At 33.7% G+C, this 13,334-nt stretch carries 15 protein-coding genes; 14 read left to right on the forward strand and 1 reads right to left on the reverse strand.

Features of this window, described 5'->3' with window-relative positions:
- Positions 1–259: 259 nt before the first annotated feature.
- The 6 genes from fabZ to EK386_RS18395 all read left to right on the forward strand — a co-directional run bounded on the left by fabZ (position 260) and on the right by EK386_RS18395 (position 6,040).
- Positions 260–685 (forward strand): 3-hydroxyacyl-ACP dehydratase FabZ, encoded by a 426-nt coding sequence (gene fabZ, locus EK386_RS18370; RefSeq protein WP_126660638.1) that lies wholly within the window; start codon positions 260–262, stop codon positions 683–685.
- 544 nt (positions 686–1,229) lie between these two features.
- The gene (locus EK386_RS18375) at positions 1,230–2,222 is read left to right on the forward strand and encodes a PhnD/SsuA/transferrin family substrate-binding protein (RefSeq protein WP_126660639.1); all 993 of its coding nucleotides are present in this window, start codon (positions 1,230–1,232) and stop codon (positions 2,220–2,222) included.
- 41 nt (positions 2,223–2,263) lie between these two features.
- Positions 2,264–3,262, forward strand: a complete 999-nt coding sequence (locus EK386_RS18380; protein ID WP_158674470.1) for a tripartite tricarboxylate transporter substrate binding protein — start codon at positions 2,264–2,266, stop codon at positions 3,260–3,262.
- Between the two features lie 64 nt (positions 3,263–3,326).
- Positions 3,327–4,820: a tripartite tricarboxylate transporter permease gene (locus EK386_RS18385; protein ID WP_126660641.1), complete on the forward strand. Its 1,494-nt coding sequence runs from the start codon at positions 3,327–3,329 to the stop codon at positions 4,818–4,820.
- The gene (locus tag EK386_RS18390) at positions 4,807–5,244 is read left to right on the forward strand and encodes a tripartite tricarboxylate transporter TctB family protein (RefSeq protein ID WP_126660642.1); all 438 of its coding nucleotides are present in this window, start codon (positions 4,807–4,809) and stop codon (positions 5,242–5,244) included. The genes EK386_RS18385 and EK386_RS18390 overlap by 14 nt, the downstream gene beginning before the upstream one ends.
- Positions 5,245–5,257: 13 nt before the next feature.
- The gene (locus EK386_RS18395; protein WP_126660643.1) at positions 5,258–6,040 is read left to right on the forward strand and encodes an IclR family transcriptional regulator; all 783 of its coding nucleotides are present in this window, start codon (positions 5,258–5,260) and stop codon (positions 6,038–6,040) included.
- Positions 6,041–6,291: 251 nt separating this feature from the next.
- Here EK386_RS18395 and EK386_RS18400 read toward each other — a convergent pair whose 3' ends face one another.
- Positions 6,292–6,582 carry an SDR family NAD(P)-dependent oxidoreductase gene (locus EK386_RS18400; protein WP_126660644.1) on the reverse strand — a complete coding sequence of 97 codons (291 nt, stop codon included), beginning with the start codon at positions 6,580–6,582 and terminating at the stop codon, positions 6,292–6,294.
- A 382-nt stretch (positions 6,583–6,964) separates the two neighbouring features.
- Here EK386_RS18400 and EK386_RS20635 point away from each other — a divergent pair, with 382 nt between their 5' ends.
- From EK386_RS20635 to EK386_RS18430, 8 genes are all read left to right on the forward strand, one after another.
- Complete coding sequence (locus EK386_RS20635) at positions 6,965–7,099, forward strand: hypothetical protein (protein ID WP_281274277.1); 135 nt, start codon at positions 6,965–6,967, stop codon at positions 7,097–7,099.
- A gap of 380 nt (positions 7,100–7,479) precedes the next feature.
- On the forward strand, positions 7,480–8,514 hold the full coding sequence (locus tag EK386_RS18405; RefSeq protein ID WP_126660645.1) for an ABC transporter permease: 1,035 nt from the start codon (positions 7,480–7,482) through the stop codon (positions 8,512–8,514).
- Position 8,515: 1 nt separating this feature from the next.
- On the forward strand, positions 8,516–9,229 hold the full coding sequence (locus EK386_RS18410) for an ABC transporter ATP-binding protein (protein WP_126660646.1): 714 nt from the start codon (positions 8,516–8,518) through the stop codon (positions 9,227–9,229).
- A gap of 90 nt (positions 9,230–9,319) precedes the next feature.
- Positions 9,320–10,000: a response regulator transcription factor gene (locus EK386_RS18415; protein ID WP_126660647.1), complete on the forward strand. Its 681-nt coding sequence runs from the start codon at positions 9,320–9,322 to the stop codon at positions 9,998–10,000.
- On the forward strand, positions 9,997–11,373 hold the full coding sequence (locus EK386_RS18420) for a sensor histidine kinase (protein ID WP_126660648.1): 1,377 nt from the start codon (positions 9,997–9,999) through the stop codon (positions 11,371–11,373). The genes EK386_RS18415 and EK386_RS18420 overlap by 4 nt, the downstream gene beginning before the upstream one ends.
- A 118-nt stretch (positions 11,374–11,491) precedes the next feature.
- Positions 11,492–11,854: a hypothetical protein gene (locus EK386_RS18425; RefSeq protein ID WP_126660649.1), complete on the forward strand. Its 363-nt coding sequence runs from the start codon at positions 11,492–11,494 to the stop codon at positions 11,852–11,854.
- Positions 11,855–12,011: 157 nt separating this feature from the next.
- Positions 12,012–12,188: a hypothetical protein gene (locus EK386_RS20360; protein WP_179966064.1), complete on the forward strand. Its 177-nt coding sequence runs from the start codon at positions 12,012–12,014 to the stop codon at positions 12,186–12,188.
- A gap of 124 nt (positions 12,189–12,312) precedes the next feature.
- Complete coding sequence (locus EK386_RS18430) at positions 12,313–13,239, forward strand: LysR family transcriptional regulator (protein WP_126660650.1); 927 nt, start codon at positions 12,313–12,315, stop codon at positions 13,237–13,239.
- Positions 13,240–13,334: the final 95 nt, after the last annotated feature.

Consider the following 13,334-nt stretch of genomic DNA (forward strand, 5'->3'; position numbering starts at 1 on the left):
TTCAATCGTATGCTTACTTCGCCCCATAAAAAATACCCCCCAACAGATAAACAGATTTTGTTTTTTCATCTGTCTACCTATTGGGGAGCATATCAAATTCGCTTCGGCTTTTTTATATTACTATTGTTTCAAAACTTAACAGTAATGATACTTACTTTATTCCGAACGGACCATTCTTGAATAGAAAAAACTAATATCTACTATTAGTATCAAGTGTTAAAATAGAGTGGATAAATTGTTAGTTATGGAGGATTAAATAATGTTAAATACTCAAAGTATTATGAATGTTATTAGACATCGCTATCCATTTCTTTTAGTGGATAGAATTTTGGAATTGGAAGAAGGAAAAAGAGCAGTCGGTATAAAGAATGTTACAATAAATGAGAATTTTTTTAATGGGCATTTTCCGAATTATCCAGTTATGCCAGGTGTATTAATTGTCGAAGCATTAGCTCAAGTAAGTGCTGTGGTGATGTTAACAAAAGACGGAAACCAAGGAAGATTAGGACTTTTAGCTGGTATAGATCAATGTCGTTTTAAACAACAAGTTAAACCAGGTGACCAACTCCGTCTTGAGGTTGAAATTACACGTTTAAAAGGACCTATTGGGAAGGGGAAAGGTATTGCCACTGTAGATGGAGAATTAGTTTGCGAGTTAGAGCTAATTTTTGCATTTGGTGATTAATATATATTTGAGTTACTACTGTTTGTTCAATAATAAGGCGCTTTAACCGTACAGTGAGTCGAATTTAATTCGGCTCTTTTTTACGTCTGATCGTATCGTAACTCATCGGTATTTATATCATTTTACAAACTAATAAAATCCAGATATTGATCGGTTCCATATCTAGGCTCTAATCTCTACTAAATAATTTAAATTTCTAATTTTTCCTCTATCTTATTTATCAACAAAGGCTGCCAAGGCTATCAACTCCTTGATATCCCCCAGTAAAAGACTAAAACGACACTAGTTTCCTCTATTCGTAGATTCAAAATTTAAACAAAAAATTAGATATATTCATTGAATTGTCCCTCATGTAATTGTAGTTTGACCTTCTACCTTCTCCATGCTAATCGAAATTTTCACGTTTCACTGTACATTCATTTAAACAACTCGTTCTTTGAGAGAGAATTTTCGAAATACTTTCTCTTTATACGAGAATATAAGAGGAAATGAAATCAGACTTTTCTATATAATTAGAAAAAAGAAAGAGATGAGGGGGATATAAATGGCTAATTTACAACTAAGTTTATCTTGTTGGGATTATGATCGAACAAAAGCATTACAAAATGGAGAAGTAAAAGTAAAAGGAATTGATTTAATTTATTTACCGAATGAGGCCGAAGAAACATTCTGGCGCATGGTACGCCATCAAGAATTCGATATCTCAGAAATGTCGATGTCTTCATACATGATAAATATGGATAAATATCAATGTGATTATAAAGCGATTCCTGTGTTCCCATCACGTGTTTTCCGACACTCGTCAATATTTATTAACACCGAATCAGGGATTAGTAGTCCTGAAGATTTAAAGGGAAAAAGAATAGGTGTACCAGAATACCAGATTACAGCATCCCTTTGGATTCGAGGTATTTTAAAAGATGAATATGGAGTTAATCCAGAAGACCTCATTTGGTATCAAGGTGGAGAGGAAACGCCTGGTCGTGTTGAAAAACTAAAAATTGAAATCCCTAAAAATATAGAGCTTCATTATATTGGTGAAAACCAAACACTAAATGAAATGCTTCTTAATGGAGAAATTGATGCATTAATTACAGCTCGTGCACCATCAAGCTTTACAACTCATCCTCATAAAGTTAAACGTTTGTTTGAAGATTATAAAACAGTGGAACAAGAATACTACAAAAAGACAGGTATTTTTCCAATTATGCATACAGTCGTAATTAAAAATGAAATTTTAGAAAAATATCCTTGGGTAGCACAAAACTTATATCAAGCTTTTGAAGAAGCAAAGAAGAAATGTTTCACAGACTTAAATCAGACAGTAGCATTAAAAACTTCACTACCATGGCTTAATAACCATATGCAAGAAACTAAAGCTGTGATGGGAGAAATGTTCTGGCCTTATGGTATTGAAGAAAATAGACATACGTTAGAAAAAATGGTGGAGTACTCCTATGATCAGGGGTTAATTTCTAAAAAGTTTAAACTAGAAGATTTGTTTATTACATCTACATTCGATAAATTTGTAATTTAAATACAGGTGGGATAAAAAATAAAATCAAGGGGTGTATGTTCATGAAAAACTCTAAGCTGTTATCTATAATTTTGGGATTAGTTTTATTGATTTTAGCTGCTTGTAATAATAATGAAAGTAAGACTGTTGCAGTATCTTCTGAGGATGTTAGTGCATTTCCATCTAAAGAAATTACTTTTGTTGTACCGTATAGTCCAGGCGGAGGATTTGATACTTCAGTCCGTTTAATTGCACCATATATGGAGAAATACCTTCCTAATGATGGAACTATCATTGTAAAAAATGCTCCTGGTGGAGAAGGGAACGTAGGATTATCAGAAATTGAGCGTGCAAAACCAGACGGGCATACGATTGGTTTGGCTAACTTACCAGGACACTATGCCAATCAAGTAATGGATACAGCAAAATATGACTTATTGAATATGGAGTACGTAGGAAATATTACGACCTTAGATTATATTACTACTCTTTCAGCAAAATCAAAGTATAAAACAATAGAAGATTTACAAAATGCTGATGTTGTAAATGCAGGTGTAGTAAGCGTCTCGTCTACTGATGGATTAGGTTTAATGGCATTCGCTGAAGAATTAGGAATTAACTTAAACATTATTACCCATGAAGGTTCTAGCGAAGCATTATTAGCGGCAGTACGTGGAGATGTTGACATTGTTCAATTCCCTTATACGTCTTCAGTTGATTATATTGAATCAGGAGATTTAGTCCCACTTGTTATGCATAGTAAAGAGCGTGCTACTGACTACCCGGATATCCCAACAGTTGGTGAACTGGGTTATGGAGATTTACTAAATGTTACTATGGGGAATCGTACAATCATTGCAACACCCGGTACTCCTAATGAAATATTAACCTTACTACGTGAAGCATTTGATAAAGCTGTTGCTGATCCAGATTATATGAAGCAAGCAGAAGAAGCAGGTTTAGAATTTAATTCTTCAAATTGGGAAAGTGCGGAGAAGCTTTCTAATGATGGTTATAATGCTATGATGTCTTTTAAAGATTTAATGATGCAAGATAAATAAACTATCACAAAAGTAGAGATGCTAAATTGAGTATCTCTTCTTTTCTTCAAGGGGGGAAATCGTAATGCTAGATATGGCTTTGTCTTCATTGGCTGAAGTTTTTACTTTTAAATCGTTATTATTTATCTTTTTAGGAGCTCTATTGGGCTTGATTTTTGGAATTCTACCGGGATTAGGAGGTCCCCAAGTATTAGCATTATTAATGCCACTTACTTTTACGATGGATTCAGGTCAAGCAATTATGTTATTAATTAGTGCTGCTGCGGCAACTACATTCGGTGGCTCTATTACATCTATTTTAATTAATACGCCTGGTACTCCAACTAATGCTGCAACTACCTTTGATGGGTATCAGTTAACAAAGCAAGGAAGACCGGGTTATGCCATTGGAGCAGCGGCTATGGCATCAACATTAGGAGGAATTTTTGGAGCAATCATTTTAACAATGCTACTACCATTCGGCAAAAACTTGGTAATGCTTTTTTCATATCCTGAATATTTTATGATGGCTATTATGGGGCTTGCAATGATTGCAATTATTGATAAGGAACATATGGGGAAAGCAATAATTGCTGGATTGTTTGGATTAATGCTGGCATTTGTCGGATTAGATCCGGTAACGGGGATTGAACGCTATACATTTGGTTCTTACTATTTGTGGGATGGGATTCAACTGGTTCCAATGATTATTGGACTATTTGCAGTTTCTGAAGCAGTAGCTTTATTTTCTCAAAAAGGAACAATTGACGATAGTGGTGGAAATGTAAAAAATTCTTATAAAGACGTATTTGATGGTTTTAAATCCATCTTTCAAAACTTTAAATTATTCTTAAAAAGCTCCCTCATTGGAACGGTTATTGGAATCATACCTGGAGTAGGTGGCTCAGTAGCAAATTATGTAGCTTATGGGCAAGCTGTAAGTACTGAAAAAAATCCAGAAAACTTCGGTAAAGGAGATATTAGAGGCGTTATTGCACCTGAGTCTTCTAATAATGCAAAAGATGGTGGAGCACTTCTACCTACTTTAACTTTCGGTATCCCAGGTAGTTTAGAGATGGCCGTTTTACTTGGAGCTTTAACATTACATGGTATACAGCCCGGACCTAGAATGCTGTTGGAAAATGGAAATATAGCACTTTTGTTAATCTATGCTTTAGTAATTGGAACAGTAGCTTCCACACTGATTGGTGTTATAGCAGCAAGTCAATTAACAAAAGTAACACTTGTAAAAACAACATATATTGCACCTCTAATTCTAGTATTAGCAATGATAGGAGCTTATGCCTCTAATTTAATGTTAGCAGATGTAGTTGTTGCAGTTATCTTCGGTATAATTGGTTTCTTTATGGTAAGACATAATTATTCACGAATTGCATTAGTAATTGCTCTTGTACTAGGGGATTTAATGCAACGCAGTTTTCATCAAACAATTGATTCAGTAGGGGTTATTGGATTTTTTACAAGACCAATTTCAATGGGATTATTTGTTATAACGATTTTAGTATTGATTTTACCTTTTATTCGCAGAAAAAGAGGTGTTAACAATGTCAGTAGTTAAATTGAAAAAGGAAGAGTTTATAATAAATGTTATAATGATCCTAATTAGTGTACTAACATTGTGGATGGCTTTTGGATACAATGAAAAAGCTCGATTACTTCCAATTTTTGTATCCATTATTTTATTAATAGCTTCTATATATCAAGCTATTAAAAATATTAAAATAATAAGAGCAGGAATAGAACACGAAGAGAAGGTTGAATCATCCTCTAGCTTAAAAAATATTATCGTGGTAACACTTCTTTTAATAGGTTTTGTTATTTTGCTTTATTTTGTAAAATATTACTTAGCGTCACCAATATTTGTTTTTGCGTTCTTATGGCTTTTAGCTAAGGAGAAATTAATTCCTAGTCTGATTACTTCTGTATCTACTGGGGTAGGATTATTTATTTTATTCGATTTGATTTTAAAAATGAATGTTTAGTGTGGTGGGCTAATTGAAACCTCAAAATGACTTACTAGAATCTGTTCATAATGCTTTACGACTTCTAAAACTATTTACTAAAGATCAACCTATGCTCGGAACGGTAGAAATTGCAGAATTATTGGGAATCCATCGTAGCTCTGTAAGTAGAATTTTACGTACACTATTAACTGAGGGTTTTGTTATGAAGGATACGAATTCACCGAAATATCGCTTGGGACCGACCATTTTCTCGTTAGGGCAATTTTTTACAGAATCAAACGACTTATATCAAATTTCTTTAGATACGATGAAAGAATTGACTCAGATTACGGGAGAAACAACGCAGCTTGGAGTTGTGGATGATTTAGATGTACTAATAATCGGAAGCGTTGAAAGTAGCCATCCACTTCGTTTTATGACAATGAATGGAGATAAAACACCACTTTATAGTTCAAGTTTAGGAAGAGCATTAATTGCTTTTAGTGACGATTCTTTATTAACACGGATATTAATGCAAGAGCGTACACCGAGAACAAAGAAATCTATAATAGAAGAAAAGAGCTTTATAGAGGAAATTAAAAAGGTTCGTATACGTGGTTATTCTACTAGTGTGGAAGAAAAATATGACGGTGTAAATGCATTAGCTGTACCAATATTAAATGCAAATGGACAAGCAATTGGAGCGATTAATATTGCTGGACCAGCACATCGTTTGAGACCAGAAAAGTTTCAAAAAATAGCGAATCATTTATTGAAAGCTTCAGAGGAAATTTCAAAAGAATATGAATTCTATACAGGACCTGCCTTCATATAAATGTGTGGTAGCTATTAAACTAAAGAAGATCTTCTTTAAGAAAAAAGTAAGTCGGTTATGGATCGGCTTATTTTTTGTTTTAACAGGGTCATACCTTATCATCAGTTATTTCATAGATTAACACAGTCCAGGTATTAATCAGCATCAGATGCAAGGTTCAATTCAGAAAGTGGACAGTGCACACCTAGCTTAAATTGAAAATTCTATATCTGCTGCTATCATAAAATATTCTTCAGACTCCCGATTTCCATCTATGTCACAGTAGACATATTCTGTGTCGCTACCCTTTTTCCATACGTTTCAACTGTGAACGTTACCATTTCTTGAACTTGTTCTGAATTTGAAATGTCTACTTTTACAAAGGTAGCTTCACCACCAGCAGCTTTAATCTCCTCTGCCACTTGACAACCTTTTTCTTCATTGAAATCTGCGATAACAACTTTCGCCTTTGCCTCCGCAAAAAGTTTCGCTGTTGATTCACCCATACCCATTGGTGCACCTGTAACGATCGCTACTTTACCTTCTAAAACTGGAAATGTCATAATAATCCCTAATTAGATAATGAGTTTGAATCTTATGTTAAGCTTATTTATATTCACTAGTAATAAACAAGCCTTATCCTGTAAAAAGTAATCTACTTCTAAATTTTCCATAATAGTTTGGCAAATAAAGTGATTTAGTAATAGATTTGTGTGTTGAAAAATGTAAAAGTATTAGTAGAGTTATTCGGATGTCAATATTTTAGGATTCAATAATAAAGGGTAAAAGATATGTAATGTTCTACATCTTAAAATTATGTTTTCTGTTGAATGGTGTTTTCTTTTGAGCCCGCACTTTTTTCAGAAAACAGCATTGTTCTTCAATAAAAAGTATTAAAATAGCGTGAGAGAGAATGGAAATTTTCAGTATAAAGGAGCGATAGAAATGCTTAAATTTATAGATGATTTCGCTGGAGCTGTCTCTGATATTGTTAAAAGTATTTGTTATTTTATGGCTGGTACACTAATCGTTGGAGTACCACTTTTCATTCTTGCAAAATTCCTTGAATGGATTCTTTAATTAGAAAGGAGACGATAGGTATAAAATTCACAAAAATTTTAAGTTGGGAAGTAGCAATTTAATAATTGATTTCACTATTAAGTTATTGGGAGTTAGAAGATGAAAAATAAAAAAAAGCAGAACAGCTTTTTTAAAGAAATCTTAATTGAGCTTAGGGATTCGATTTTATTTGAAGTGGCTTGGAACATCTTAATGTTTATACCCAGAATCATAATTCGCTTAATAAAGCACATGTGGTAGTTAATTAAATAGAGCTAGTGTGGGGGCGATTCTTAAAGGGTCGCTTTTTTATATTGTGCTAACAATGTAATCATCCGTTCATTTTCCGTTCATTTAAGAAGTGTATTCTAAGGATGTCAAAAAGAAGGTGGAGGATGAACATGAATCTTGCATTGAAAGAAATTAAGAAAAATAAGGTGAAATTTTTAATATTAGGTTCCATCGTTTTTCTCGTTAGTTTATTAACTTTTATTATTTCAGGCTTAGCGAATGGCTTATCACAGGACAATGCTTCATTAATTAAAGATTTACCAGAAGGACAATTTTACATGAATGCTGAAGCAGAAGAAACGTATAACCTATCTCGAATCAATAGCAGTATGCAGGAAGAATTAATTAACGATTATAAAGACGCTACCGCATTCTCTATTCAAATGGGCTTTTTGAATGATCAACATGACAAGCAACAAAGTGTTGTTTTTGTTACGTCAACCGGGTCGGAAATTTTTAAGGATGTCAAAGCCGGTGAAATTTTATTAGATCGCTCAATGGAAGATAAAGGAGTCAAAATTGGAGATAGATTAACGAACCCTCAATTTAGTGGTGAGTTTATTGTAAAAGGGTTTGTTGACCAATCGAAATTTAGTCATGCAGCCGTTGCATTTATTAATATCGAGAACTACAAAGAACTGTATCGAGTTGATGAGATGCAATTAGTATTTATACCAAAAGAGAATGCTCCACAAGAGATTACAGGTTTACAATCATTTTCAAAGCAAGAATTTTTGAAAACAATACCTAGTTATAACGCAGAACAAATGACGTTAACTATGATTGTATGGTTTCTAGTCGTTATTAGTGGCATGTTGTTTGCAATCTTTTTCTACATGATGAATGTTCAAAAGATTGGTTTATATGGCATCTTAAAAGCAATTGGTTTAAAGACAAGTCGATTATTTACAATGATGTGGACACAAATGATGTTTATTACCCTTACTTCACTAGCTCTGTCAATTGCAATTAGCCAAAGTTTTAACATGGTTGCACCTGAAGGAATGCCTTTTCATTTGTCTATTGAAACAACGCTGATATTATCCGGGGTATTCTTCGTGATTGGCTTTATTGGCACGACGATCGCAAGCTTACAAATTAAAAAAATCGAACCATTACAAGCGATTCAACAAGGAGAGATGTAATATGTCTTTATTCACAATGAATAAGGTGAGAAAAACGTTTACTAATGGGGATATGAAGGAAGAAATATTAAAAGGTGTAAATCTTTCTCTTAGAGAAGGTGAAATTACAGCATTAGTAGGTGCATCAGGTTCAGGTAAAAGTACACTACTTACAATCGCAGCAGGACTTCAATCTGCCTCAGATGGTCAGGTACTATTCCAAGAGAACAATTTAAGTACTATGAATCAAGAGCAAATTCGAGAAATACGATCCAAAAAATTTGGTTTTATTTTTCAATTTGCACACCTTGTTCCCTTTCTTACAGTAGAAGAACAACTAATGTTAATGCTAGATGTTTCAGAAACGAAATTAAAGAAAGATGAACAAAAAAGAGAAGTTGAAATAATTCTACAATTAGTTGGAATGGACCATCGAAAACAGGCATATCCCTCCTCATTATCAGGTGGAGAGAAACAAAGAGTAGCCATTGCTCGTGCGATTATTCATAAACCGAAAGTTCTTTTCGCAGATGAACCTACTGCAAGTCTAGACTCAAAAAGATCTAAAGATATAATGGATTTAATTCGAGATATAACGAAAACCTTGAACATTACTACGCTAATTGTTACCCATGATGAAGAGATGCTTTCTTATGCAGATCACATCATTAAAATGAGTGATGGTTTAATTATGCAAGAGGCAGGATTAAACTATGAATTAAAGGAGAACGCTTAACATTAAACGATAATTTTACATATAGCCCCGTTAATTTATACTGGGCTATTTTTGATATTCAATTCGCCATGAACGTAAGGAGCTACCAATATGACAAAGATTTTAGTTGCGGATGATGATATTAATATTTTAAACCTTGTATCCATTCACTTATCTGAGCAAGGTTATCAAGTATTCAAAGCAAAAGATGGAATTAGCGCTTTAGAAATCCTTCATAAGGAAGACTGTCATTTAGCAGTTGTTGATGTGATGATGCCGTTTATGAACGGTTATGAATTAACAAAAGAAATTCGACAGCAGTTTAATATCCCAGTCATCCTTCTAACAGCTAAAAATCAAATCGAGGATAAGGAACAGGGATTTCAAGCTGGTACAGACGATTATTTAGTGAAACCATTTGAACCAAGAGAATTAAGTTATCGGATAAAAGCTTTATTGCGGCGATATGACAATCACTCAGAGGAACCTATTGTTCGCATCGGAAGTACAACAATAAATAAAATGAGCTATGAAGTTCAGATTGAGGACAGAACTTTTCTTTTACCATTAAAGGAATTTGAGCTTTTGTATTTTCTAATGTCCAATTCGATGCAAGTTTTCTCTAGAGATCACCTCATTGAACAAATTTGGGGAATCGATTATGAAGGAGATGAACGCACTGTCGATGTACATATTAAAAGATTACGAGAACGTTTTACGAAATTAACAGATGACTTTCAAATTAAAACCGTTCGTGGGGTTGGGTATTCACTAGAGGCTAATCGATCATGAAAACACTCTACGTAAAATTCATCGTTATTACGATTGGAATCATGGTATTGAGCAGTATTTTTAGTTTTTTAATATCCAATACCTACTATCAGCGAGTATTAAAACCTGAGAATGATGAAAAAATCACAAAAATTGCGCAATCAGTCTCAACATATATTGAAGAACATCCGAAACTCGACTTGGAAGAACACTTAGATCATATTTCCTCGGTTGGCTATCAAATCTACCTAATTAATGATGTGGGGGAAGAAGCCTTTTGGGGGGCAGCATTTAGAGATAAAAGTCTTTCTCCTTCAACGATTAAGGGCGTATTAAACGAAAATACGTATCATGGGATCCTTAATTTTCCACAAGAAACGTTTGTAACAGGGTTTTTTGCAAATGAATTGAAGAATACAATAGGGGTTCCATTTACATATGATGAAAAAAACTATGCCCTTTTCATCCGACCCGATATTAAACTTCTTTTTAATGAAATGCATCTTTTATTTGCCTGGTTACTATTATTCACTATACTTTTGAGCATCATTCTGGTCCTTTTTAGTACGAAATATTTAGTAAAGCCGATTTCAAAATTAACAACCGCTACAAAATCACTTTCCAAGGGCGATTTTAATGTTGAACTTGATATTACTCGACACGATGAGTTAGGAGCGCTTTCCAATAGTTTTTTACGCATGGCAAGAAAATTAGAACAAGCAGATGACGTGAGGAAAGAATTCATCTCAAATATTTCTCATGATATTCAGTCACCATTATCGAATATAAAAGGATATACAAAGCTCTTAGAAAATGAGTCAATTACTGTAGAAGAGAGAGGACAGTACGTTTCCATTATCCATGATGAGATTAGAAGGTTATCGAACTTAACGAAACAGCTACTACTCCTTGCCTCGTTAGATCGCAGTGATGATATTGTGAAAAAAAAAGCATTCAATGTGAGTGAGCAAATAAAAGAATTGATACGAAATTATCAATGGCAAGTAAGTGAAAAAGGGATTATGCTAAGCTACTCTTTACCTGACGTCAATATTATAGGGGACCCATCTTTACTCAACAATGTTTGGGATAACTTACTAACAAATGCCATTAAATATAATCAACGTGATGGAAGTATTGAAATAGAACTGGAAGAAACGGAAGACTCAATCATCGTAAGTTTCAAAGATACAGGAATCGGTTTAAATCCTTCAGAAGTTGACCGGATTTTCGACCGTTTTTATCGGGCAGATTCTTCACGTACAATTGAGGGAACAGGATTGGGGTTGTCAATTGTTTGGACAATTATCCAATTACATGAAGGTCATATACAGGTGGAAAGTATAGAAAATGAAGGCACGACGTTTATTGTTGAGCTACCTATTTATTCATAAATTTAGTTATAGAATGGATCTTTAGAAAACTCTTTTCAAGTGCTCAATAGTGCTATTTCTGCATTTAAGGCCCCTATTACTGTTGAATTTTTAAATAAGAGAGCAGAGGTTCGTATAGATGAAAATTGTTAGCAAAGAAATCCAGGATATGTCCATTAAATCCCTGGAGTCGACTTTTAATAAACTTTCAACTGCTTATAAAAGCATGACAGAAAAAGGTTTAAATACAACCCTTGTCAAAAAGAGACGAAACGCTGTAAAACTCGGTTTAGAAAGCCTCAACGCCTTTTGGAATGGGGGAGAGTTTTTCTATGATAAAGAGATCATTTTAACTTCTAAAGATATTTTACAAAGTGTCATGCCGTCTATCGAAAAACAGATAGCAAAAGCAAAAGGAGGTAGTGCTCAAAAAACTTTAAACGAACGCCGCTTAATTGCGCTTAAATTGGCAATCGAATCCTTGGAGAACCGTCTTAAATAATTCTGTTCCGTGATTTTAAGTGTTCCAAAATATCAAAAGTCAGGCACTATTCTTGTATGAGGATAAGTGCTTTTTTGTTTTTAAGGTCGTATGGTGAATGCTTAAACAAGAACTAAAGTCTATTTATGGTAAAATTGGGTGTAAGGGGGATGATGTTATGGGTTTTTCTGGAAGCGAAGTAGCTATGGTCGGATTATTGTTTCCATTAATACCTATTTTGTTAGCGGCGTTGCTATTAAGATGGGTTCGGATCATTCGCATAAATAGCGAAATTCAAATCGAACAAAACAAAGAAATCATATCGTTGCTTAAGGATTTAGCAGAGAAAAAATAAGACATAAGTGAGCTGAAATAACTTTCCTAAAGGTATAAAACTTGAAGGGAAATATATTGTGCGAATGCTTGATTAATAAATTTGTAAATAAAGATAAAAAGTGCATAAGAAAGGTTGGAGTCATATGGAAATACGACATTTAGAGTATTTTTTAATGGTAAGTAAAGAGCTACATTTTACGAAAGCAGCTGAAAAACTAGAAATCTCGCAACCTACTTTAAGTCATCAAATTAAGATGCTTGAAAAAGAAGTAGGCTATCCACTTTTTAATCGTGTTGGCAAAAAAATTGAGCTTACGAAGGTTGGAGAAATTGTCCAACAAGAAGCATTGAATATTCAAGGTTCATTACAAAATATTTCCACTCAAATTGCAGCATATTCGAAAGGCGAAATCGGGGAACTGAAAATTGCCGTGTTACCGGGTGAAATAACAGACTTAGTATCTACTTTATGTATTCAATTTAACCAGCTATATCCGAACATTAAAGTGATCATTGAAACAACTGATCAGGTAGAAAAAGCCGTATTACAAAATAAAGCGGATTTTGGTATTGATTTTCAGCTAAATCCAAATGATCTGTTACATGTGACAAAGCTGTATGATGAAGAATTTTATCTCATTCGTAATCAGAAAAATGAAGGGCAAAAAAAAGTTTCATTTTCTTCTGTGGTAGATGAACAACTGATTCTATTCCCAAGTATCCATCAATGTAGAAAATTACTTAATAAGACGAGTCTTGAGATTGGTAAACAATTAGAGCCAATAGTAGAAACGTCTAGTATAAAATCTATTTTAAATCTAGTTCGAAGTGGTGTAGGTTGTAGTATTGTTTCGCGTACATTATACGAATTTTATGATACAGAAGATTTATTCTTCCAACATATTGAAAATCCATCTTTAACTAGGGCAGTTTATCTCATCATGAAAAAAAACTGTTTAATTAATTATGCTGCACGGGAATATATTAAGTTATTAGTACGTGAAATTGAAAAACTCCATTTTCACACGGAGAAAGAGGCCATTAATTCCCTGCATAGTGTTATATTATAGTTTTTTTCTATCATTACCATAGAAATAAAGTAATAGACGAACGTCGGAGTTCACCTTACAATGGTAGACAAGAAACTCATACAAAAATATGTGAA

Origin of the sequence: Lysinibacillus antri (genome assembly GCF_003977595.1) — a bacterium.
GTDB lineage: Bacteria > Bacillota > Bacilli > Bacillales_A > Planococcaceae > Ureibacillus > Ureibacillus antri.

Excerpts from the sequence above, each read along its gene's own strand:
- EK386_RS18385 (WP_126660641.1), top strand. The coding sequence starts at position 3,327 with ATGCTAGATATGGCTTTGTCTTCATTGGCTGAAGTTTTTACTTTTAAA.
- EK386_RS18375 (WP_126660639.1), top strand. The coding sequence starts at position 1,230 with ATGGCTAATTTACAACTAAGTTTATCTTGTTGGGATTATGATCGAACA.
- EK386_RS18425 (WP_126660649.1), top strand. The coding sequence starts at position 11,492 with ATGAAAATTGTTAGCAAAGAAATCCAGGATATGTCCATTAAATCCCTG.
- EK386_RS18420 (WP_126660648.1), top strand. The coding sequence starts at position 9,997 with ATGAAAACACTCTACGTAAAATTCATCGTTATTACGATTGGAATCATG.
- EK386_RS18410 (WP_126660646.1), top strand. The coding sequence starts at position 8,516 with ATGTCTTTATTCACAATGAATAAGGTGAGAAAAACGTTTACTAATGGG.
- EK386_RS18415 (WP_126660647.1), top strand. The coding sequence starts at position 9,320 with ATGACAAAGATTTTAGTTGCGGATGATGATATTAATATTTTAAACCTT.
- EK386_RS18390 (WP_126660642.1), top strand. The coding sequence starts at position 4,807 with ATGTCAGTAGTTAAATTGAAAAAGGAAGAGTTTATAATAAATGTTATA.
- EK386_RS18400 (WP_126660644.1), bottom strand. The coding sequence starts at position 6,582 with ATGACATTTCCAGTTTTAGAAGGTAAAGTAGCGATCGTTACAGGTGCA.
- EK386_RS20635 (WP_281274277.1), top strand. The coding sequence starts at position 6,965 with ATGCTTAAATTTATAGATGATTTCGCTGGAGCTGTCTCTGATATTGTT.
- EK386_RS18430 (WP_126660650.1), top strand. The coding sequence starts at position 12,313 with ATGGAAATACGACATTTAGAGTATTTTTTAATGGTAAGTAAAGAGCTA.
- EK386_RS18405 (WP_126660645.1), top strand. The coding sequence starts at position 7,480 with ATGAATCTTGCATTGAAAGAAATTAAGAAAAATAAGGTGAAATTTTTA.
- fabZ (WP_126660638.1), top strand. The coding sequence starts at position 260 with ATGTTAAATACTCAAAGTATTATGAATGTTATTAGACATCGCTATCCA.
- EK386_RS18380 (WP_158674470.1), top strand. The coding sequence starts at position 2,264 with ATGAAAAACTCTAAGCTGTTATCTATAATTTTGGGATTAGTTTTATTG.
- EK386_RS20360 (WP_179966064.1), top strand. The coding sequence starts at position 12,012 with ATGGGTTTTTCTGGAAGCGAAGTAGCTATGGTCGGATTATTGTTTCCA.